At 52.5% G+C, this 22,682-nt stretch carries 21 protein-coding genes; 14 read left to right on the top strand and 7 right to left on the bottom strand.

Annotated features, from left to right (window positions below; translation table 11 throughout):
- Window positions 1-138 precede the first annotated feature (138 nt).
- The 7 genes from QWI17_RS01015 (at window position 139) to QWI17_RS00985 (ending at window position 6,565) form a co-directional block, all read left to right on the top strand.
- The gene (locus QWI17_RS01015; protein ID WP_302720626.1) at window positions 139-1,221 is read left to right on the top strand and encodes a sensor histidine kinase; all 1,083 of its coding nucleotides are present in this window, start codon (window positions 139-141) and stop codon (window positions 1,219-1,221) included.
- Between the two features lie 23 nt (window positions 1,222-1,244).
- Window positions 1,245-1,970: a LytR/AlgR family response regulator transcription factor gene (locus tag QWI17_RS01010; protein WP_441294575.1), complete on the top strand. Its 726-nt coding sequence runs from the start codon at window positions 1,245-1,247 to the stop codon at window positions 1,968-1,970.
- Between the two features lie 72 nt (window positions 1,971-2,042).
- On the top strand, window positions 2,043-2,990 hold the full coding sequence (hemC, locus tag QWI17_RS01005; protein WP_302720625.1) for a hydroxymethylbilane synthase: 948 nt from the start codon (window positions 2,043-2,045) through the stop codon (window positions 2,988-2,990).
- Entirely contained in the window at window positions 2,987-3,769 is a 783-nt protein-coding gene (locus tag QWI17_RS01000) for a uroporphyrinogen-III synthase (RefSeq protein ID WP_302720624.1), read from the top strand. Before hemC ends, QWI17_RS01000 begins: the two co-directional genes overlap by 4 nt.
- Before the next feature lie 95 nt (window positions 3,770-3,864).
- Window positions 3,865-5,007, top strand: a complete 1,143-nt coding sequence (locus QWI17_RS00995; protein WP_302720623.1) for a uroporphyrinogen-III C-methyltransferase — start codon at window positions 3,865-3,867, stop codon at window positions 5,005-5,007.
- On the top strand, window positions 5,004-6,230 hold the full coding sequence (locus tag QWI17_RS00990; protein ID WP_302720622.1) for a heme biosynthesis HemY N-terminal domain-containing protein: 1,227 nt from the start codon (window positions 5,004-5,006) through the stop codon (window positions 6,228-6,230). The genes QWI17_RS00995 and QWI17_RS00990 overlap by 4 nt, the downstream gene beginning before the upstream one ends.
- Entirely contained in the window at window positions 6,227-6,565 is a 339-nt protein-coding gene (locus QWI17_RS00985; protein ID WP_302720621.1) for a cupin domain-containing protein, read from the top strand. The genes QWI17_RS00990 and QWI17_RS00985 overlap by 4 nt, the downstream gene beginning before the upstream one ends.
- A gap of 8 nt (window positions 6,566-6,573) precedes the next feature.
- Here the strand turns inward: QWI17_RS00985 and QWI17_RS00980 are convergent, their stop codons facing one another.
- The 4 genes from QWI17_RS00980 to QWI17_RS00965 all read right to left on the bottom strand — a co-directional run bounded on the left by QWI17_RS00980 (window position 6,574) and on the right by QWI17_RS00965 (window position 9,693).
- Entirely contained in the window at window positions 6,574-8,100 is a 1,527-nt protein-coding gene (locus QWI17_RS00980) for a cytochrome-c peroxidase (protein WP_302720620.1), read from the bottom strand.
- 122 nt (window positions 8,101-8,222) lie between these two features.
- Complete coding sequence (locus tag QWI17_RS00975) at window positions 8,223-8,459, bottom strand: DUF5062 family protein (protein ID WP_302720619.1); 237 nt, start codon at window positions 8,457-8,459, stop codon at window positions 8,223-8,225.
- A gap of 101 nt (window positions 8,460-8,560) precedes the next feature.
- Window positions 8,561-9,136 (bottom strand): CPBP family intramembrane glutamic endopeptidase, encoded by a 576-nt coding sequence (locus QWI17_RS00970; RefSeq protein ID WP_302720618.1) that lies wholly within the window; start codon window positions 9,134-9,136, stop codon window positions 8,561-8,563.
- Window positions 9,136-9,693, bottom strand: a complete 558-nt coding sequence (locus QWI17_RS00965) for a shikimate kinase (RefSeq protein ID WP_302720617.1) — start codon at window positions 9,691-9,693, stop codon at window positions 9,136-9,138. The genes QWI17_RS00970 and QWI17_RS00965 overlap by 1 nt, the downstream gene beginning before the upstream one ends.
- 65 nt (window positions 9,694-9,758) lie before the next feature.
- On the opposite strand from QWI17_RS00965, the gene QWI17_RS00960 reads away from it, so the two are divergent.
- From QWI17_RS00960 to QWI17_RS00950, 3 genes are all read left to right on the top strand, one after another.
- Window positions 9,759-10,094, top strand: a complete 336-nt coding sequence (locus tag QWI17_RS00960) for an ATP-binding cassette domain-containing protein (protein ID WP_302720616.1) — start codon at window positions 9,759-9,761, stop codon at window positions 10,092-10,094.
- A 90-nt stretch (window positions 10,095-10,184) separates the two neighbouring features.
- Window positions 10,185-11,162, top strand: a complete 978-nt coding sequence (locus QWI17_RS00955; RefSeq protein WP_302720615.1) for a hypothetical protein — start codon at window positions 10,185-10,187, stop codon at window positions 11,160-11,162.
- Between the two features lie 144 nt (window positions 11,163-11,306).
- Entirely contained in the window at window positions 11,307-12,254 is a 948-nt protein-coding gene (locus QWI17_RS00950) for an alpha/beta hydrolase (RefSeq protein ID WP_302720614.1), read from the top strand.
- 152 nt (window positions 12,255-12,406) lie between these two features.
- Here QWI17_RS00950 and QWI17_RS00945 read toward each other — a convergent pair whose 3' ends face one another.
- Both QWI17_RS00945 and rsgA read right to left on the bottom strand, forming a co-directional pair.
- Window positions 12,407-13,270, bottom strand: a complete 864-nt coding sequence (locus tag QWI17_RS00945; RefSeq protein ID WP_302720613.1) for a 3-keto-disaccharide hydrolase — start codon at window positions 13,268-13,270, stop codon at window positions 12,407-12,409.
- 85 nt (window positions 13,271-13,355) lie between these two features.
- Window positions 13,356-14,390: a ribosome small subunit-dependent GTPase A gene (gene rsgA / locus QWI17_RS00940; protein WP_302720612.1), complete on the bottom strand. Its 1,035-nt coding sequence runs from the start codon at window positions 14,388-14,390 to the stop codon at window positions 13,356-13,358.
- Between the two features lie 526 nt (window positions 14,391-14,916).
- On the opposite strand from rsgA, the gene QWI17_RS00935 reads away from it, so the two are divergent.
- Complete coding sequence (locus QWI17_RS00935) at window positions 14,917-15,612, top strand: 3-keto-disaccharide hydrolase (protein ID WP_302720611.1); 696 nt, start codon at window positions 14,917-14,919, stop codon at window positions 15,610-15,612.
- A gap of 2 nt (window positions 15,613-15,614) precedes the next feature.
- A complete protein-coding gene (locus tag QWI17_RS00930) occupies window positions 15,615-18,008 on the top strand; it encodes a PVC-type heme-binding CxxCH protein (RefSeq protein ID WP_302720610.1) in 2,394 nt (797 codons plus the stop codon).
- Between the two features lie 47 nt (window positions 18,009-18,055).
- Here the strand turns inward: QWI17_RS00930 and QWI17_RS00925 are convergent, their stop codons facing one another.
- Window positions 18,056-20,461, bottom strand: coding sequence for a TonB-dependent receptor (locus tag QWI17_RS00925; RefSeq protein ID WP_302720609.1), 2,406 nt, complete (start codon window positions 20,459-20,461; stop codon window positions 18,056-18,058).
- A 267-nt stretch (window positions 20,462-20,728) separates the two neighbouring features.
- On the opposite strand from QWI17_RS00925, the gene QWI17_RS00920 reads away from it, so the two are divergent.
- A complete protein-coding gene (locus tag QWI17_RS00920) occupies window positions 20,729-21,649 on the top strand; it encodes a LytTR family DNA-binding domain-containing protein (RefSeq protein ID WP_302720608.1) in 921 nt (306 codons plus the stop codon).
- Between the two features lie 54 nt (window positions 21,650-21,703).
- On the top strand, window positions 21,704-22,351 hold the full coding sequence (locus QWI17_RS00915; RefSeq protein WP_302720607.1) for a glutathione S-transferase: 648 nt from the start codon (window positions 21,704-21,706) through the stop codon (window positions 22,349-22,351).
- Window positions 22,352-22,682: the final 331 nt, after the last annotated feature.

Genomic DNA, 22,682 nt, shown 5'->3' with positions numbered 1-22,682 from the left:
GCGGCATTATAGCGTATCTGACGAGAGCTGCGCCCTTCTGGTTCAGGCGAACGTGACGTGCAGTGGCGTATACGCCGTTATACTAAGCAAAGTGACCGAAAGCAGGGCGTAATAAATTAATCAGCGGAACTCGGCAGCATGGGGCAAGGATCGAAACAGCATAACAGCGCGCAGACGACCCCCGGTGGCAGCGGGGGGTTAATACCCAACTTGTGCTCGGGCTATGCTCTTTTACTGCTCGTACTCGCCGCCGAGCTGTTAGCGGTGTTATTGGCCGTTAGCAGTTCTGGGCTGCGCTATATCACCTGGGCCCATTTGGGGTTGGTGTCCTTTTTAGTACAGTGGGTGGTGCTTAGCTCCGCAGCCATACTGTGTTACCTGCAGCCGAAATTAATACGTTTGGGGGCCGTCGCTGCAGGCCTGATCAGTTACGCCATCGTGTTACTGGTCACTGCGAGTTATTCTATCGTTGGGCAATGGTTGTTGCGCGGCCTCGATGAGCATTCTATCGATTGGTGGCCGGTCGCGAATAACCTGGTTATTGCCGCTCTGTTAGCCGGCATTGTCTTACGCTATCTGTATTTACAGCAATTGCTACGGCATCAACAGGAGGCTGAGTTGAGGGCCCGTATTCAGGCTTTGCAGTCGCGCATCGAGCCCCATTTTTTGTTCAATAGCATGAACAGCATCGCTAGTCTAATAGCGGTGGATCCGATACTGGCCGAGCGGCAGGTGGAGGATCTGAGCGACCTGTTGCGCGCCAGTATTGCCGAGGCCGCACTCATTCCGGCACAGCGCGAACTGCAGTTGTGCCAAAGCTACCTGCACATTCAGCAGGCGCGGCTGGGTGAGCGGCTGAAGGTCGGCTGGCAGGTGGAGGAGTTACCAGCCGGGCTGGTTTTGCCTAATTTATTAATGCAGCCGTTGGTAGAGAATGCCATTAAGCATGGCATAGAGCCCTCCACCCAAGGGGGCGCACTAACAGTTCGCGCCGCAGTCGAGGGTGATCAATTGACTCTTTCGGTAACCAACCCCAAGCCAGCTCAACGCTCTGATAAGCCTGCCGATGGCAATCGTATGGCATTGTTGAATATACAGCACCGGCTCGCTGCGCATTTCGGTAGTGCGGCCCAGCTTAAGCTGAATGCGACAGAAGATGAATTTACGGTTTCTATCAATATAGGTCTTAGCGCCTGTTCGCGTGAACCGTCTGCGAGATAACAACTAAGGTAAGGAAGGCGAGAATGTTGGAAGTGCTAATTGTCGATGATGAGCCTCTGGCGCGCTCTCGCTTAATGCGCATGCTGGAGGGCCTCGAAGAGTATCATGTCGCCGGTGAGGCCGCTGATGCCCGTCAGGCTCTGTTGCAAATTGAGCGGCTCGACCCGGACATTGTACTGCTGGACATTGAAATGCCTGGGCCGGGTGGCCTAACGGTGGCGCAACAGATTGAGGCGCTGGAAGATCCTCCGGCGGTTATTTTTTGCACCGCATACGAGCAGTATGCGCTGGACGCGTTTTCCACCTCAGCGGTTGGCTATTTGTTAAAACCTGTACGTCAGGGGCAGTTACAACAAGCGCTGGCTAAAATAACCCAGCTCAACAAAATACAGCGTGCCGCGGCAACTAATGAGCACGCACGTACCAGTATCACCGCTAAAACCCACCGGGGTATGGAGCGTATTCCGGTGGCTAATATTCGCTATTTTCTCGCGGATCAAAAGTACGTCACCGTTTACCATACCCAAGGCCAGCACCTGCTCGACACTACCCTAAAGGAGCTGGAAGAAGAATTTGCGGGGCAAATGATTCGTGTGCATCGCAATGCGCTGGTGGTTTGCCAGTTTATTGAGGCCCTTGAGCGAACCGCCGAAGGGGGTTATCAGGTGCGGCTGTCAGATATCGACACCCGGCCCGTGGTCAGTCGCCGTCATGCGAGTGAAGTGAAGGCTCTGTTACAAAGCCTGTGAATTGGTATCATGTGGCCCCGCTCGGCCTCAACCTGCTTCGGCGGACACAGACTTTCCAGAAAAGAGACGACTATGAGTGTAGCTGCGCCAAGACGAATCCGAATTGCCACCCGTAAAAGCCTATTGGCACTGTGGCAGGCAGAATACGTAAAAGCTGAGCTGGAGCGGCATCACCCCGGCCTTGGTGTCGAGTTGCTACCACTTAAAAGCAAGGGTGACAAAATTCTCGATGTTCCTCTGGCCAAAGTCGGCGGCAAAGGCTTGTTCGTTAAGGAGTTGGAGCAGGCCATGCTCGATGGCAGTGCGGATATCGCCGTGCATTCAATGAAGGATGTGCCTATGGAATTTCCGCAGGGCTTGGGCTTGTCGGTTATTTGCGAACGGGAAGACCCGCGCGACGCCTTTGTCAGCAATACCTACAAAACGGTGGATGAACTCCCCGCAGGTGCGGTTGTTGGCACCTCTAGTTTACGTCGGCAGTGCCAGATATTGGCCGCCAGACCCGATCTTGAAATCAAATTTCTGCGCGGCAATGTACAAACTCGCCTGCAAAAGCTCGACAACGGCGAATACGATGCCATTGTCCTTGCCAGTGCCGGCCTGCTTCGCCTCGAACTTGAGCCGCGTATTGCCAGCTACCTTGCTCCGGAGTTATCGCTGCCCGCCGGCGGTCAGGGCGCCGTGGGCATTGAGTGTCGCAGCGACGACGAGGAGCTGCACCGGCTGCTGGCACCTCTGCATCACGCCTCCACAGCGGAGTGTGTCGTAGCCGAGCGGGCTATGAATCGTCGTTTAGAAGGTGGATGTCAGGTCCCTATTGCCTGCTACGCAGAGCATTGTGAGGCCGGCCTCAGGTTGCGCGGGCTGGTAGGTGCTATCGATGGCTCGACTATTTTGTTTGATGAGGTCACAGGCCCGGTAGCTGAGGCAAACGCCATGGGGATTGAGCTCGCCGAACGCTTACTCGCCGCCGGCGCCGATAAAATTCTGGCTGAGGTTTACGGCCGCGAGCTGCAATGACCCGAATGCGCATATTAATTACCCGGCCACAACCGGCGGCCGATCAATGGCAAGCGAGTTTAGCGGCGAGAGGTTGGCAGGCGGATATTGTCAGCTGTATGGCGATTGAGGCGCTCACCGATCGCACCGCTGCGCAAGCGATTAAAAATCAGGTGTTGGCATTTGATGAATTTCACAAGGTGATTTTTGTCAGCCGCAATGCCGTGGCTTATACCCTTAATTGGCTCGACGAATATTGGCCACAATTGCCGGTCGGTATTGAGTACTTTGCTATTGGTGAAAGTACGGCGCAGGCACTTCGGGACGCCGACATTACACCGCAGGTTTTGGGCGGGGTAGGCTCGCCGATGAACAGTGAAACTTTGCTGGCCAGTGCTGGTTTGCAGCGGGTCGAAGGTGAGCGCATTTTGCTGTGTAAAGGCGAAGGGGGGCGCGATTTAATTGAGCGCACCTTGTCGGCACGAGGCGCCAAGGTGAACGCCTGCCCGCTGTATCGCAGGCGGATACCCGACCAAGCTGCCAATCAGCTGCGCTGGTGGCTGTTAGACTGCGCGCCCGATGACGCTGTTATAACTGTTCACAGTGGCGAGAGTTTAGAAAATCTTGTTGCAGTGGCCAATGCGGTCGACGCTTTAAAAAAACTTCAGGCACAGCCGTTAGTGGTGCCAGGTGAGCGGGTTGCCGCAATCGCGCAAAAACTGTGCTTTGACCCTGTGGTAACAGCGCTCAATGCCAGTGATGAGGCAATGCAAAAAGCGCTTGAGACGCTTGTGAAATGACGTACTATTTTGGCATCCGAGATTAAGACAACCCGTGTCAAAATATTCAATGATGTAATTAATCCCTTATAGCGCTTGGTAGGAGACTCAATACCATGGCTGAAACGCCGCAACATGACGATCAAAAATTGCCGGTAGAAACCAAGGTAAGCGGGGAGGAGCAGCCGTCACTGTCTGCACCGCCGAGGCGCTCTGGCGCGGGGCTGGCAATGTTAAGCCTCTTTTTGCTGATTGCCGTCGGTGGGGTTGGCGGCTGGTACGGCTGGCAACTGTGGCTTCAGGTGCAAACGCTCGAGCAGCAAATGGACGCGATTGCCGAGCCACAGCCAGTAGTGCCGTTTGACCCTGCTCCGTTTGAGCGCCAACTGGCTGAGTTGCACGAGCGCTATCTAAGTCTGGAAAATCCAGCGGAACAGGCGCGCGATGACGAGGCTAGCAAGCGTGCTCTGACTCAATTGGCACGTCAAATCGCATCAGTCGACAGTCGTTTGAATGCGATGACAGGCACTAGCCGTAATGATTGGAAATTGGCCGAAGCGGCCTTTTTGCTGCGAATGGCGAATCAAAAAGTACTACTTGAGCATAACAGTGTGGAAGCGCTAGCCATGACCCGGGCGGCGGACGCAATATTAAAAGAGCAAGATGACCCGGGCCTTTTTGCCGTGCGTCAGGTACTGGCAGATGAGATGTCCCGGTTACAGCTGGCCGAGTCGGTGGATAAAGAAGGAGTCTACCTGCGCTTACAAGCGATTATTGATCAAATCGATGCACTGCCCCTGTTGCAAGCGTACCAGCGGCAAGTGGCAGTTGCAGAGCCAAGTGACGGGGCAGCAGAGCTAACGGGTGTGTGGCCCAAAGTGCAAAACAGTGTACTCCGCGCATGGCGCAACCTGGGAAGCTTGATTCGTGTCACTCGCCACGATGTGCCCGTAGAGCCGTTCATTGCCCCTGATCAAGGCTATTTTCTGCGTCAAAATTTACGCCTAATGTTAGAGCAAGCGCAGGCGGCATTGTTGCGCGAGTCGCAGCCTGTGTATCAGCAGAGTATGCACGAGGCGATTACCTGGTTGGATACTTATTTCGCCTTGTCGGATTCGGCGGATGTACTGGTCTCTGAATTGAGGGAACTATCTGGCCTTGAGGTACAGGTGCAGTTGCCAGATGTCGATCAAGCTCAACGACTATTGCGAGACTATATTGAACGACTGCATAAAGTTCAGCCGGAGGGCAATTCGTGAAAAAACGGTTGATACTTCTATTGCCGAGCATGGTGGGGGGCGCTCTATTATTTCAGCTGATGCGCAGTGATCGTGGTTACGTATTGCTGTCGTGGGGGCACACCAGCGTCGAAATGAGCATTTGGACGGCCCTTGGTCTATGGCTGCTAGGGTTTGTTATTTTCTATTGGGGGTGGCGTTTTTTTAGCGGTTCGCGTCGCTTTGGCCGATTTGTGCTGGGGGAGCGCAAACAGACACCGCGCAGCCAGCAAAAAACATTCAGTGCTCTGGTGAAGTTTATTGAAGGCAACTGGCCATTGGCGCGCAAGCAATTGGTGAAAAGCGCGAGCCGCTCGGCCAACCCATTGGTCAATTATCTTGCCGCTGCCCGCTGCGCCTACGAGCAAGGTGACTTTCCTGGCGCTTTGGATTTACTGCACAAAGCTGAGAAGAGTCAGCCGGGAAGTGAACTGGCGGTGGCGTTAACCCAAGCGCGCATGCAGCTGGGAAGCAAACGTTACGAGCAGTGTCTGGCGACACTAAAACGAATTAAACGGTTGGCCCCGGAGCATCCGGTGGTGCTGGATTTGCTGGCAGATGTTTACTGGGCACTGGATGACATTGATGCACTCGAGGAACTGTTGCCTACCTTACATCGTTTGTCTGCAAAAGGCAGTGAAGGGCTTATTCAGCTGGAGGTGGATGTATACCTGCGCCAACTTAAAAAGTTAGAGGTCCGTCGCAAGAAAGACGGGTCGGACGCGGTACAAAAACAGGAGTTGGATGCAATATGGGAGCGGGTTCCCAATAAGCTTAGTCAAGAGCCTGAATTAATGGCGGCCTTTGCAATGGCACTGCATCGTTTGGGGTGTGATCATGAAGCAGAGCCGCTGTTACACAAAGCACTGCAAAAGCGGTGGCACTCGTGTTGGGTAGAGCGCTATGGGTTGGTTCAAGCTGATGCTGCGTACCAACTTAAAGTGGCCACGAGCTGGCAGAAACAACACGATGCAGATGGCGCCATGATGGCAACATTGGGGCGGTTATGCGTGCGCAATCAACTGTGGGGCAAGGCGCGCGACTATTTTCGACAGGCGCTGGAGATGAAACCTGGCGCTGATGTGTATCTTGATTACGCTGCGCTGCTTGAACGGCTCGGTGAGCCAGAGCAAAGTGCCGACCTGTGTCGTCAGGGCTTACAGTATTTAGCGGCACAAGATTCTAAGGTTGAATCGGCGTCGTGATACCTGTTGGGCAAATATTGGCGGATATTCCCGAACAGCTGCCCGAAGAGTTGTTTACAACGTTAGCGAGTGTGGCCGGTGTTCGCATTGAGCGCATCGTCTCGCGCGGTCACAGCAGTGCCCCCGACTTTTGGTATCAGCAAGACGAGCACGAGTGGATTATTCTGCTAAGTGGTGGCGCGGTGCTGCGCTGGGAAAACGATGCAGAGCAGGCGCTGGCACCGGGGGATTACGTAATGATACCCGCCGGTACTCGTCACCGTGTGGAAGGCACTTTGGCCGATGAAAATACAATATGGCTGGCGGTGTTTATACCGCCAGCCGTGCGGGCATAGCCTAAACGCTACAGATACTCGCCATACATATCGACGGCTATGACGCGCATGCCGTCCGGATCTAACTCATCATCGGCCGGAATCCACGGCGCCAGGCACTCGCGGCTTTCGACACACGGGTCGGTAAGCGCGTCCATAAATGCCACCAGATCATTCACTTCCCTATCGGTTAGCTCAACTATAGGCAGTAAGGATTCACCGTTGGCCAACAAGTCCAGCCAGTGATCCAGTGCCGCCTGTGAGTTGGCCTGCGCGTGGTCAACCTGAACATTGGCGTCGATTTGATGCCAGTCGTATTCGGCCAGGCCTCGCTCGGGGTCGGTGTGCTGGCGAATAAACGCTTCCATACTGGTAAAGGCACCGGCGTGGCCCCAAGGACCGGTTACACCGACGTTGAGCAAAGTTGGCGTGCGGAAAGCGAAGCGATCCTTCTCTAGTCCCGTCTCGCGAAAGCGTCCGAAATCTTCCGTACCTGTTGCTCCGTTGCCTTTACCCCGGCCTACTTGAATCATCGCTACGTTGTGGAAGTCTTCATCGGTAAAGAAATCGCCGGTGTGGCAGGCTGCGCAATCTGCGCCGCCCTCATCGACAGAGCGGAAAAACAACAAAGCGCCACGTTTTTGCGCCTGGGTCAGCGCAGTCGTATCACCTTCCACGTAGGCTTTCCAAGGCGTATCGACAAAAACCTGAGAGTTTTCGTAGGCGGCGATGGCATCGGCCATGTTGTTAAAAGTGACTACCTCCTCAGAGTTACCGGAGGGGCCGTAGGCGTCCTGAAATAATTCCAGCCAACTGTTTACGGCCAGTGGGCCGCCGGGTGGGGTGCCGTAGTCACCGAGGCGTTCTTGTAAAAATTGACGCACTTCCTGGTTGGTTGCGCCGTTGAAGAAGCCAAAGTTTTTCATTTCCTCGGGGGAGGTAACCGGAAAGCGGGCCTGTGCCACTACGAGGCCTGCGCCAGCATCTGGGTCAGCGCTGGCGAAAGGCACATCGGGTGTGCGAATGCCCATGCCGTCGGCGCCGCCCATACTCGCTGTTTTACCCAAACTTTCTACTCGGCCGTCGTGAAACAGGACCTTGTCCCACATGCCAATATTGAAAGTTGTGGGGGCATTGCGCGGCACGGTTGGGCCGCCATCGAAATGGTCGCCGGCGCCACTGTGTAACCGACCGGGGCCGAGTACATCGGGTAGGTCGGCATCGACACCAACAGACAAGCTCAGATCATCGCCGCCGCCCAGCGTTGGGTGGTGGCAGGTGACGCAACCGGTATCCATGTCGCCACTGAGCGCCTTACTGAAAAATAAGTGCTTGCCCAGTTGCGCCTTGGGGGTATCAATGGATGGTAAATTACGGCCAGTGCTCGGGTCGCCCGTTAATTGGCGATCGGTAATTTCTGCTTGAACAGCGTCGTCGAGTGTATCTTGCTGGCTTGTGTTATCGGAGTCGCTGCCACAGGCGGTGCAAAAAGCGGCAATAAGGCCGGCCAGCGCCAGTTTGGTTAACCGGTGCGAGAAGGAAAGAAAACGAATCACGGAGTACTTCCTCTGTATATTTTTGTTTTGTTATTGGCTTGCCCCCAAATCCTGCAAACCAGTGCGCGCTGAGTTGGAAAGCGCTCACTATTATTGTATCAGCTCAACATAGCCTAGCGGTGTTAATCTAATCGAGATGCCCATAAGGCCAGTTTATGCTGAATGGATTTTTGTGAGACCTGATCTTCCGGAAGTGGTTGGACTAGCTTGTCGTGAACCAGCAATCGATAGATGTACAGCATGCGGTCAGCGGCTGAATCGTTAGCCTCAAACTTTGCCGCGCCCCGTTTTTCTGCGTACACCGAGCCAACCCTAAGGGCCTTTTTGACCAGTTCTTTTTCATTGTCGAGCTTTTTCATTGCAAGGCCTATGTCAATTGGGCGGGGTCATGAAGGTATTTCTGCAGCCCGCGAGTCTTGTACTTAGAATACAATAGAAACCCCCACAAGCACATTGTTTGCTATTGGTCTTTAGTAGGTAATAGCCAGTGCGGCCGCCGTGAGACGACGACCAGCGCGATAAAGTCGTATATTCCGTGCCAGCTGGCAACCAACACCAGGCTTTGGGTAATGTGATAGACGACGCCAAAAACCAGCCCCATGACCAGTGTCACCGTGAGATAGGTAACAGACAGCCAGTGCATGGCGGCGAATATTAGGGCAGATATGATGATTGCAAAGCTTGCCGGTAGCCAGGTGTCGAGCCAGGATTGCAGCAGTACCCTAAACAACAGCTCCTCCCCAATTCCCGCCAATGTCGCTATAAACGCAAACTCGATCAAACTGAGTGATACAAATAGTTGCCGCAGCTGCCAAATATGTGCCGAGAGTTTGGCCTGAAAAAAAGGCCAAAGTCGCAGCGCCGCCACTAGTAGTGCGTAGGTTAGTAACGCCGCGCCGGCGCCCCACAATAAACTCCAAACTCCTGTATTGCCCAGCAGGGGGATTGGCGCCTGCAGTAATAGTAAAACGACCAACGCTACGACGCCTAGTCCTCCTTCAAACAGGGCCATGACCCAAAAGGTCTTGCGGTTCATTAAGTGTCCCAATTGCTTTGCTTAGCTCTAGTGGCAAGTTGAGTGAGAAACAGCTGACACTGTTTAGTCGATGTCAGGCGCACAAAATTAATCTGCGCCAGTGTCGGGTCGTTCATTAGAGTGGCGTAACGTTTTTTGTTGATGGGGTACATCCGCAAGGTCCACAGCAAAATGGAGTGGCGTGAAAACAACAGGCGCAAGCTTTCTCTATTGCCGGTATTGGGCCACAATTCTTGGCCGGTCCAAATGCGCGATAGAGCTCGCTTGAGGGCTTGATAAAAAGTGCGAAGTAAGCCAAAGTCAATCCAAATAATGGTATCAATGTCGCGCCACTTAATCGGCTGGCTGCGTGTATAGTTGCCATCGAGTACCCAGGCATCCGCGTCGGTAGCGTGGCGAATTTTGGCGAAGAACTCCGCGTCGCCGGACTCCTGCCAATTGGGCTTCCAGAACAACGCGTCCATTTCAATATAAGGATAATCAAGGGCCTGAGCTAACGCGCGTGCAAATGTGCTTTTACCGCTGCCGCTGGTGCCGATAACATTAATTTTTCGCATGGTTTGTATTGGTCTGATCAGTCGGGGATACTATCCTATATTGTTGCGAACTTCACGGGCGCGCATTGATTGACAGGGAATATTATATCGACGCCTTTAAACACCAGCCACTGACCCCGGCAAACGCCGTGGCCATGGTCGGGTTGGAACATCGCCGTCATCGTTTTCCTGCGCAGCCCTCCGGCGGTGAGCAACAACGTGTTGCCATTACCCGGGCCATTGCCAGGCGGCCTACAGTACGGTTTTATGATGGACCCACCGGTGCACTCCATAGCACCATTGGGCGCGTCGTACTGCAAGTGTTCAACGGTTTCTCGCAGGGTGACCGAGTGGTGCTTTACCATGGGTTCAATTTACTTGAAGGCATGCGTGTTGAAAGTCGTAGCGACGCGGCGCAATAGCTTGGACCTCAGTGGCAAGGTACCTTTGCTTGATTGCCTGCGTTAGGAGAGTATGATCGTAGTTTATGCAACCAGTAACGGAGTGACGGTATGTGGGATTTTAATCTTGGCGAAGCCATTGGTCTAATGCGAAAAACCGTGCCATTTTTATTGATGCGCCTGGTTGTCTATGTAGGAATTACATTGGCCTACATCCTGATAACCGGGGTTGGCGCCGGGATTGGTTATGGGGTTACGTCGTTCGGGGACGGTCAAGGCGGTGGCGCCTTTATCGGTGGCGCTATCGGTTTTGGCCTGGTCAGTGCTGTGCTTTACTTTGCGCGCGAATACTTACTGTACCTGATAAAGGCCGGTCATATAGCCGTATTGGTAGAGCTAATTCAGGACAAAGAACTTCCTGAGGGGCGCTCGCAGATTGAACACGGCCAGGCAGTGGTTAAAGAGCGCTTTAAAGAATCATCCATTCTTTTCGGTTTAGATCAGCTCATTAAGGGTATCTTGCGTGCGCTTAACCGCATGACGATGATGATTTCTAATTTTATACCGATTCCCGGGCTGAGTGGTTTGGTGGGCTTTGTAAACAAAATCATTAATGTGTCTTTAACTTACGTTGATGAAGTCATATTGGCCTACAACATTAAAATCGGTAGTGACAACCCCTGGCAGTCCAGTAAAGATGCACTCATTCTTTACGCCCAGAACTATAAAACCATGCTTAAAAATGCCGTATTTTTAATGTTGTTTATGTATGTGACGGCGTTCCTTATTTTTCTGGTTGTGGTGGCACCTGTTGCCGGATTGGTCGCTCTGTTCCCTGGCTCTCCCGGGGCTATGCTGAGTGTTATATTTGCAGTGATACTGGCCTGGAGTATTAAGGCGGCCGTACTCGAGCCTCTTGCGGTTGCCGCGATGATGCAGGTTTATTTCAAAACCATTGAAGGACAAACACCAAACCCTGAGTGGGATCAAAAGCTGTCGGGTGCATCAGATAAATTCCGCGAAATGGGGGAGAAGGCTGCCAGTTATGTGGGGGGCAGTAAGGCAGAAACAGAGTCTCAATCTGCCTGAGTGTGGCTATTGTTGGGAATTGGCAGGGTCAGTTTACAGTTACGAAGAAAGCTTAATAGATGACTGAAAAATGGCTTTTACTGTCGCGCTTCTAACCAGTGTTCGCGATGTCGCATACTGAGCTCATTTCTGAGGTATTCAATAATGAATAGATTGCTGAGTATATTGGCAAGTATGGTGATGATTAGCGTGGTTGGTTGTACCACCGGTCAGAAATTTGGCAGCACACATGCAATGGAAACGGCTGAACCCAAGGTAATGGATCTTTATACGGGTGACATACCCGGCTCGATAGCCACGGATGATCTTGAAGTTGTTAGAGATCCGAGCCACCCAGATACATTTATTCAGCGTGTCACCTATCCGACTATGACGGTGTATTTGCCCGCGCGCGATAAGGCAACGGGTACAGCAGTGGTGATACTGCCTGGTGGTGGCTACGGCGGTGTTTCCGTTGTAAAAGAAGGCTATCAAGTTGCCGAGCGCTTAAATGAACAGGGAGTTGCGGCGATTGTGTTGAAGTATCGTGACCCACTTGATGCCAATATGCAGGATAAAAAATTCGGCCCTCTCCAGGACGCGCAACAAGCGCTAGTGCAAGTACGAGACAATGCGCAGCAGTGGGGAGTTAATCCAGGTAAGGTCGGTATTATGGGCTTTTCCGCCGGTGGCCATCTTGCCTCCTCTGTCGCGGTGCATTTTGATGATCCCGTATTGCCGCACTGGCAGCCGGGCGATGTCCGGCCGGATTTTCAGGTGTTGATCTACCCAGTTATTAGCTTTGATGAAAGCATCGCGCATATGGGCTCGCGCCGAAATTTATTAGGTGACAGCCCCACTGAAGAGTTAATCGACTATTTTTCTAGCGAGCTTCAGGTAACAAAAGATACACCGCCTGCATTTTTGGCACACTCTGGTGACGACGGTTCCGTGGTTGTGGACAACTCATTAACTTACTACAAATCTCTGCAGGATAACGGCGTTAGTGCAGCCGTGGTTGTTATGCCTACAGGAGGGCACGGGTTTGGTATGCGTAACCCAATAGACTGGTTTGAGGTAATGATTGACTGGATGGGCGCCGAAGGTTTTTAGTCAACGCGCTAGCGGCATAGAAATGCCGCTAGCGAATAATTCTTTCAACCGTCAACCGTCAACCGTCAACCGTCAACCGTCAACCGTCAACCGTCAACCGTCAACCGTCAACCGTCAACCGTCAACCGTCAACCGTCAACCGTCAACCGTAATCAGTACTCACAACTATCAATATCATTGGCGACATAGTAGGTTTTGTAGTTCGTCGCTTTCGAGTCCATACAGCCCTTGAGGTTCAAAATTTCAACCTTGCGGAATTCTATTGGCGCACTTTCGGCTTGCAGTGCAATATAGCCTTGCGTTAATGGCGTGCCATCATCCAATTGCATACCACTGTAACGAATCACTTCCTCTCCCTCTACGTAGTGCACAGCCAGGTCACCACCATGGACTTCTACTTCAGCTTCTACCCAAATATCGCCATGGTAGGTTTTGCTCGATGACTCAATAATGTGATCCTCGCGAAACTCGCCTTGGTATACAGAATGCGATCCGGGAGTTACCAGGTTGGAGGTGTGACGCTTATCGGTACCATTGCCGCCAAGCAGTTGAACCTCCATGCAGGCCGGGTATCCTTGCTCAAACGCCATACTTTCTGGTGATTGTGCGTGGTACATAATGCCGTTATTGCGCCATGCCCAACCGGGCGCGTCTTTGGCCTGCTCGCCAACAAAGCGATATTCAACTTTGATGCGAAAATAAGAGAACGGCTCTTTGTAGAAAATGTGACCATTGCGGCCTTCAAACTCGTCGTATTGATCGTAGTTAACAATCAGCTTGCCGTCTTCTACCTGAAAGGTGTCCAGTGCATTTTCATTTAATGGGTAACCGGCAATTTTTATAATCCAATCATCCAAATCCTGGCCGTTAAACAGGGTTTGCCATTGCTCTTGCGTTGGGTCGTTAATGGATTGCTGGGGCGTACTGTCTTGTTGCGAGCAGCTCACCGAAAGGGCACAGGATAGAGCGATTAACGGGTAATTCTTAATTTTGTGTAAGACCGAATTTATGGACATGCTGACTCCCAAAAGTTCAATTTTATGCTGGTTGGATATTAGCGGATAAGTGGCGAGAGCGCGAACCGACGCTCTCGCCGCGAGGTTACCGGCCTTTAAGGCGATGGCCATCGGCTAAAGTGCGCTTATAAAATTTACCGAGTGCTCTATCCGCCTTATGGCGCTCAGCGAGTGAGGCCTGATTGCGCGACTGCTCGCGACTAAGCTTAACAAAGCTGCGGTAACGACGCTCGTCCAAGTCGCCGCACTCTAAAGCTTTGAGTACCGCGCAGCCGGGTTCATTGTTGTGTTGGCAGTCGCTAAAACGACAGTGGTCGGCAAGCTTTGTGATATCGGAAAATGTCGCTGCAATTGCTTCATCGTCTACCGCAAGCTGTAGTTCGCGTAACCCCGGGGTATCGATCAATAGGGCGCCGCCCGCCATAGACAGTAGTGTGCGGCCTGTCGTCGTATGGCGCCCTTTGTCGTCAGCCTCGCGAATGCCTCCGGTTACTTGCTCTTGTTTGTTCAGCAGCGTATTGGTGAGAGTCGATTTGCCTGCACCGGAAGATCCCAGAAGGACAATGGTTTGTCCTGCGCGACACCAAGGCTGGAGTTGTGCCGCACTGTCGGGATCGAGCCCATTCACAGTTTCTACGCACAGAAGTGGGTCCAATTGTTGAATTTGTTGGCGTTTTTCATCCGCGTCCATACAGAGGTCTTGCTTGGTAAGTACAACCACAGGCTCCGCGCCCGCATCGTGGCAAAGCGTTAAGTAGCGTTCAATTCGGTTAAGGTTGAAGTCATCGTTCAGTGAGCAGACGATAAAAGCGGTATCTACATTGGCGGCCAGCAATTGCTCCTGCGCTTTTCGCCCCGGTGCTTTGCGCGTAAATACGCTGCTTCGATCAAGCAGGCGTTGAAAACGGCCTTGCTTTAACAACAGCCAATCGCCCACAGTGATGGCTGGCATATCGGTTGCAAGTGGGATTGATATAAGGCCCAAATCGCCTGTCGCATCCAGTTGCGATCGGTGGGCCGCGATTACACGTACAGGTATCGCAACCTCCCACTCTTCGAGGGAGAGTTGCTGTTGAAAATAGGCATGCCAACCTAAGTTGGCCAGAGAAAGTGCGTCCACAGCTACCCCTTACGGTATTAATACCGTAATGTTCTGTACCCAAAAGCTCAGCTTATCCGAACGCCTGGGTAATAAGAAGTTGAGGGCTACAAAAGCCCCGGTTCACTAAAACCGGGCGAGACGATGTTAAGCGGCACGCGCCCGGTTAGGGGTAACGACAATCATCAGCTATCTCCTAACTTTTTGGGTTTAGCGGCAAACTGTAGCAGGAAACTACCGCAGTATCTATTGCCAGCGCGCCATTTGTGCTGGGATGCTGGTTCGGTTGCGCCGGTGCGGATAGGACGGTCTAGAGTAGTTGTCAGTACTGGCACAGCGGTTTATGCAAAGTGTCAGCGACGGAGCTAATCTAAGCGGTAAGGCACCTGCTGCGAATAGGCACGGCGGGCGGCCCGATGCAAGCGGGTTTCGACGCTAATGATGTGTCGGCCGAGGTGGTTGATTAATCTTTGCAAAAGTGGCGAGAGCGCGGTGCATCTCTATGCTAGAGTAGGACCAAAATAACACATAACTAAGCAGGTTAAGTATGCGCCGTTATCGATTCACAGCCGCTCTTATTGGATGCCTACTGAGTGCCGCTGCTCAGGCCGAAAAAATCAGTATTGGTAGTGATCCCAATTTATGGATGAATGTGACTTCCTACGGTGAGGCCCACTGGTTGGGTAATGAAATTCATTTGTTGTCGACCGGTAATTGGTTTTTCCTCACCAAAAAACGCTACAGTGATTTTGAGCTTGAGCTCGAAGTTAAGGTGCCCAAACTCGACGAATACGTCAATTCCGGAATAATTTTCCGCTCTCAGATTGCCTATCAGGAAAGTATCGAAAGCTATTACACCTTTGGCTATCAAGCCGAGGTTGATCCATCGGACCGCCGTTGGAGTGGGGGCCTTTACGAGCAGGGCACTGAGCGGCAATGGTTGTTTCCGCTACACGCCGAACGCTCGGCGCCAGGTGAACACTTACAGGAGAATTTATCACCGCAGTGGACCGACGATAAAAAGAACGCATTTACCGTGGGGGATTGGAATCACTACCGCATTCGCGCGCAGGGTCCGGAGATAAAAGTTTGGGTGAATGGTGTACTAACGACCCATATAAAAGATACTAAGTTCAGCGAAGGTCATATCGGTATTCAGCATCATGGCAGCGAAGCCTTTACTGAGTCGGGTGACACCGCCAATACCGTTAAATTTCGCAATATTTATATACAAGCGTTGTGATTATGAGATCTGTAAAATATCGGCTGAACACCTTAGTGTCAGCTTTTATATTGTTGACCTGTGTGCCGGGGCAGGCCGAAGAGTCGGCGGCGTTTAAAGGGGATCGTGAAGGCCATACTATGGTCGATGTGATTCCAAAGGAAGATATTCCCGCCGCGCCAATATTACCCGTTGCCAAAGCCCTTCAAACCTTTCAGGCTCAGTCTGGGTTTGTGGTTGAGTCTGTGGTGTCCGAGCCAGATATATTTAATCCCGTCGCACTGAGCTTTGATGCCAAGGGGCGAATGTGGGTGGCGGAAATGACAACCTATATGCCAGATGTATTTGGCGAAGGAGAAATGCAGGCCCAAGGCAATATTACCTTACTGGAAGATACCGACGGTGACGGGCAGGTGGACAAGCGCCGGGTGTTTGTCTCTGGTGTGTTGTTGCCCCGCACCGTTTCCATGGTTAAGGGTGGTATTTTCTACGCTGACCACACCCAGCTGTATTTTGTCGAAGTGCTAGAAGACGAACAGGGCATTAGGCTCGGCTTACACGAAGTGGTCGATGCCGAGTACGCCGCAGGCGGAAGCTTAGAGCATAAAACCAATACCATGCTCTATGGCATAGACAATTGGTACTACAACGCCCGCAGCGACAAGAAATACCAAACGTTACCTCTGACTGCAGCCGTGCCGCAGGGTGCTGAAGAGATTTACCGCAATCAGTACTGGAAGCTGGTAAAGGCAGAAACTGATTACCGGGGGCAGTGGGGTCTTTCCATGGATGATCTCGGCAGGCTTTACCACAACGGGAATAGCTCGCCTATCCACGGTGAGTTTTTGCGGCCCGGAGCTTTGCGGCGCAATCCGGGTTTCTGGCCGGATGCACCGGCGCACGCCATTGGCAGTAATCGTGTATACCCGTCACGCATGAACCCGGGGGTTAATCGCGGCTATATGGATGGCATACTGGTAAAAGAAGGTGCAGATCGCGGCAAACTGGTTAACTTTACAGCCGCCAGTGGCAGCATAGTGTATCGCGGCAGTAACTTTCCCTCTGAGTATTATGGCATTGGCATTACGCCCGAACCTGCGGGCAATTTATTGTCCGCGCGTTTTATTAAAGAAGGTGACGGCGAGCTTACCGGCGAGGCGGTTTTCCCCGGCCAAGAGTTACTAACCTCCACGGATGAACGATTTCGCCCTGTCAATCTATACAATGCACCTGATGGTACCTTGTATATCGTCGATATGTATCACGGCATTTTGCAGCATCGGGAGTTCTTAACCAGTTATCTGGCCGATCAAATAAAATCTCGCGACCTTGATAAAAATAACAACACTATGGGCCGGGTCTATCGTTTGCGTTGGCAGCAGCATGAAGCCGCTAAAGTTCCCGACATGTCGGCCCTGAGCGCCTCTGACCTGGTTGCCTTTTTAAGTCACAAAAATGCTTGGCAGCGCGATACCGCGAGGCGGCTACTTATTGAAAATGAAGCGAGCTTAGATAATAAAACGGCAGTGGTCAGTGCGATTAAAAAATCACTCGAAGCCACTGAGGATTCGAAATCCATTATTAACTTACTTTGGGCTTTGCGTGGCTTGCATGCGGTAGATCTGGCAACGGTTAGCCGGTTTATTAATCACGATGACAACTGGGTTGCCATTACGGCAGCGACAGTGGGGGAAGCACTGCCCGCGTCAATGCAAGAACAGTATCGGGCGCTGCTAATGCGCATGGCCCAACACAGTTATCCGCGGGCGTTGCAAGCGGCTATATCGGTGGCCTCAATACCGGGCGGGCACAATATTTCGCTTTACGTTTTGGATGAATACCGTGAGAAACCTTACATACGCGACGCTGTTATCAGCGGGTTGGGCAGTGAAGCTGATAGTTTCAAGTCCAGTCTACCGAAAAATTTTTCGGATCATAAAACGCTTTATCTTCTGAACAATTTAGGTAAGCGAGTGCAGGATGAAACCAATAGGGCACAACTATCTTCCCAAGGTAGAAAGCTGTTCGATCAGGGCAAGGCGCTTTACAACGGGCGAGCTGCCTGCGCTGGTTGTCACGGTGAATACGGCAATGGCAATACCGGGTTGGCACCGACGCTATGGCGCAGTGAGTGGGTAGAGAGCGAGCAGCGTCTGGCCAAAGTTCTGTTGCACGGATTAAGTGGGCCGATTGCGGTGGCGGGCCGTCGGTGGGAAACGCCCACAGTCATGCCTGGTTTTGCGGCGCGCACAGATATAAATGACTCTGATCTCAGTGCTATCGCAACCTATATTCGCAATAGCTGGGGTAATCAGTTTGGCGAAGCCGACGGTATGACTGCAGATGTGTTTGCGGAGTTACGTCAGAAAACGCAAAGCCGCCGTATCCCTTATACGGAAAACGACTTTTCTGAATAAGTAAACTACCGCTGCCCTGGCAGCGGTATAACAATTTTTGTAAATCCTTACCACTCGAATCGTAACCCTATGAGTGGCAGAAGATTGCCCTCCTCAGTCAGAACTTCACCGGTGCGCTCGTTAAAATCTATGTCAGAGGGATTTTCTTCGCCCAGCAAATTGATGATATCAATAAAGGCTATAACCTGTGTGCCGCCCAACATACGGCGGTAATCCAAGCGCACGTTAATGGAGCCGTAATCATCAAAGCGCTCGGTATTGTTGGTTAATGTCTCTCGGCTATAGCGCAGTGGTTGCCCGTCGCCCAACACATTGTCGTGAACAATATATTCACCGTAAGGTCGGCCCGAGGCCCACTTCCAGCGGCCGGACAGCTTCCAGCGCTGATTAATTTCCCACACGCCGCCAACGCTAAAGGAGTGCGGGCGACTGTAGTCGGCATCGTACTCGGCTGAATTGGGGCTATCTTTTAAAGCTGCTTCGTTATACGAGTAGGCAACACTGGCGGACCAGCCGTTGCCGAACTGGCGGGTGATGGCGGTGTCCACACCCCAGGAGGTGCCTTCACCTAAGTTATTATACGATTGGGTTACTGCGTCTGTTTGTACAACCAAGTCATTGAGTTGTTGGTAATACGGTTCGACAAAAAGTGCCCACTGTTCGCTCAATTGGTAGTTCAGCCCCAAACTTACTTGATCAATAATTTCGTAGTCAAGGGTTGTGCTGTTGGTGTTGCTGGCAAAGTCGTCAAGGCGTGGCATTTGTAAATAGCGACCGAGCGTCGCGCTGACACTTGCCGAGTCACTCAGTGGCCACGATAGGGCTAAACGCGGTGATACACCACTTTGTTCGGTAAACTCATCACCTTCGTAGCGCAGTCCGGCGCGCACGTCGAAAATACCTAACGATAATTCCTGATCGAAATAGGCGGCGTATTGTAGTGCGTCGGCGCTAAAGTTGGTGTCGACGCCGGCTCCGGTTAAGACAACGTACTGTTGTTCCGGGTTGGGCCTGAAGCTGTCGGTGTCGTATTCATAGCGATTCCATGGGCCGTCAATGAATCGCTCCAGAGTCAAGTCGGACTGGCTTAGGCGAGTCCCTGCACTGAAGCGACCGAGTGAATTGTCGTAACTGAAGTCTAACCGCCAGCCGAACTCGGTGTCGTCCTGCCTGGCCGTAATAATGGGAAAGCGGCGCGGTACATCGGAGGCGCTGCTATCCAGCGCGACTTGCTCAGGGTAGGCTTCGCCCACCTGGCTGTCTTCACTAAAGTGGCGGTAGTAAATCTTATTGGTCAACTGCGCACTTTGGCCCAGCAGTTTGCGGTAGGTTGCCACCAGTAAGGTGTTGTCGGATTCCTGCTCCACCAGCTCAACGTCCTCGTAATTGCCGGGGTCGTCCTCGTCGGAGGCCAGCACATTGTCGGTGTCGCGGCTGAAGGATTCCGGAGCGTAAATGGCGAGCACATTAAATTCATCGCCATTGGCAAATTCAGTGTGAGTTTTAAAAATCACATCGGTCACTTCTGGCTCGCCAATATCGTCGAGGCCGACCGTCTCGAACAGCCGGCCAAAATTAAGCTGCCGCGCGGAAAACAGCACGCTGGTGTTATCGAGCACCCGGCTGGGCCCGTCGTAGCCGATTTCCAGCCCGGCAATATCCAGCCGCGCTGTATAAGAGGGGGTTTCGGGGTTGCCGTTGGCCACATCCAGTTGCAGTAAGGAGCCCGCCCGGCCACCATAGGCCGATGACCAGCCTCCGGGCTGGAAATCTGCCTGTGCCACCGTATTGGGAGCAAACACGCTGTAACGGCCACCGTCTTGCGCATCGGCCAGCTCGCCAAAGCTATCGCTAAAGTGGACAACGCGCTCAAAGGGCACACCATCTACCAGTATTAAGTTATCGCGTGGGCCACTGCCGCGCACGGTGTAGCTGGAAAATTCGCCGTCGGAAAACAAACCGGGCATGCCATCTAAAGCGCGCAATACATCACTGCCACTGCCGGCAGAGCTGCGCAAAGCTTCGCGGTCGCGCGTGCTCGCACCGGCTGAGCTGAGCCAGTCGCCGCCTATGCTGTTGCCCACCACGACAATTTCTTCTACCTGCTTGGTCGATGTGGCCAGAGTGAGGCTCACTGGCGTCGCTTTATCGTCTACTAAACGCACGCTGGGCAAACGAGCACCAATATAGCCGACACGGCTGACGGTCACTTCGTAAAGCCCGGGGTCAAGAGCTTCGATTCGGGCACGCCCTTGTTCGTTTGTCTGAATTTGCCACTGCTGATTATCGCGGCTGGTAATCGTAATAAGGGTCTCGCCCAGCGGTCGCTGGCTGGTTTTGTCGCTAATATCTACCACTAATTCTGCCGCCCATAGTGGCGTGGCCGTGAGGGCAGTGGCGAGGCCAATGGCGCGAGTGAGCTTGAGTGGTTGAGAGTGTTTGCGCTGAGTCATACATCGTCCTTTGAATTCATGCGGCTGAAGCTCAGTGACTATACGCTCGAACTTCTGTCTGGATGACCGCTACTGTACCGCTGGTGGTTTTTTTGTATAAAGGGTAATGGTGCTGACGCGAGTGGGTTAGTGATTCGGTTATATGAAGACAATGCCCTTTATGCATGACGGAGCCATTTCATACAATGCCCTGAAACCATACCGTTATTTAGTTGTATAGTGGCGCCTTAATACAAGGATCGAGTAAACATGACAGGAGCCACTAAGGTGCTACAACGAACAATTCTAGGCTTGGCGCCCATTCAAAACAGCCTGCTGGGTACTGGCGTAGTACTGACAGTTCTGTTTACGGTTTCCAGGCCCGAGGCCTCGGCAGGTTTGGGCGCGCTGGCGCGGCTCTTATTTTGGAGTGCCCACATAGGAACAGCGCTACTCGCTATTTTAGTGGTGAGCGCCCTTATTCGGCGCTTCAATCCAACGCGCTGGCCACTGTGGTGGCTGGTGGTAAGCTTGGGTTTATTTGGCTGCCTGCTCTCAGCGCCTGTTTATTGGTTGTTGGAATTGGGGTTTGCGCCCCATCTGGAGCATAGCGAGCCGGATGGCTACTGGGATGTGCTTGGCGCGCGTGGCCCATGGCACGGCATAGCGGCAGAGGCTGTCGAGGCAATGCCGCAATTTATGGTGTGTTGGATTGCCATAAATTTACCCTTATTGTTCGCTCGCCCAACGGTATACGGCGATGGTGGTGGCGATAACCCGTCCGATCCAGAGCCTACCTCGGATACAGAGCAAGAGATGAAGCAGCGGCGCGATCAGTTCTTCGATTCCCTGCCCGAAGTCATCGGCACCGACATCGTCGCTATATCTTCGGACTTGCACTACCTGAACGTATACACCGAGCTGGGGCAGGCGATGGTGCTTGGCAGCCTTAAAAACATTGCAGAGGCGTTTGGTGAAGAGGGGGTACAGCTGCACCGCTCGCATTGGGTGATGAAAAAACAGGTTAAAAAGGTCTGTATAAGTCGCGAAGATGCCTACTGTTTAACCCACACAGGTCAGCGTGTTCCCATTAGCCGCGCTAACCGCAAGTTGGCTAAAGCATTGTTTGGTCAGCTTAACCATTCGGCGGTGGCTCTGCAGGGGGCAGTCAGCGCCAATGCAGCGGCGCCCTTGAAACGTGTCCAATAAACCCATACCGTAGCGCCGTCGCCAACAACACGCCAATATATTAGTTAACCGCTCATGACTGAACCGCTCCACCGATTGTATTCGTTTCGCCGTTGTCCCTACGCTATGCGGGCCCGTTTAGGGCTTCTATTTGCGCAATTGCACGTTGAGTTGCGCGAAGTGGTGCTTAAAAACAAACCGGAGCCGATGTTGGCGATTAGCCCTAAAGGGACGGTGCCGGTACTGGAGCTTGTTGATGGCACAGTGATTGATGAAAGCTGGGATATTCTGGTGTGGGCACTTAGCCAGAGTGACCCGCAAGGGTTGCTCAAAACGGGTGAATGGCATAAGGCCTGCGACTTGATTGCGCAAAACGACAACGAATTCAAACACTGGCTGGATCGCTACAAATACGCCGACCGCCACCCCGACATGTCGCAGGCTGACTACCGGGAGAAAGGCGAAATTTTTTTACAAGAGCTGGAACGTCGGCTTACCCATAACGCCTACTTACTAGGTGCCAGCATATCGGTTGCCGATATCGGCGTAATGCCGTTTGTACGACAGTTCGCCCATGTCGACACAGACATGTTTTACCGCCTCCCATACCCTAATTTACAACGCTGGCTTACAAACTGGCTACAGCACCCGCTATTTGTTCACGCCATGGTTAAGTTGCCCGCATGGCAGCAAGGTGATAAGCCGGTTGTATTCCCGTCGTAAAGGCCCAGGTTCCGATACTATAATCTGGCGAGCCGAGTAAACTTTGCTCGCCGTTGATGGTGCCTATAGTGGTAAGCCATTCTGCCATTGCTCTACTAAAACCATCAAAAAGGGGGCTAGCGACTCGCAAGTGACACTGACTATGCATACATAAGTAGGGCAGTACGGTCTATCCAGATAGTCAAAATAGTCGGCGCGACGCCTATTTCGGTAAACTATTTGATAAAATGAAAATAACAACGGTATTTCAATAACTTAGCTGTGACGGATATAGCCGGGATAGGCATCAGCCCATGACACCTATCCCGGAATGAATTATGCGCCTAAAAGC

It is taken from the genome of Gilvimarinus gilvus (genome assembly GCF_030518155.1).
GTDB classification, from domain to species: domain Bacteria; phylum Pseudomonadota; class Gammaproteobacteria; order Pseudomonadales; family Cellvibrionaceae; genus Gilvimarinus; species Gilvimarinus gilvus.
This window is presented reverse-complemented; position numbering and strand designations above follow the sequence as displayed.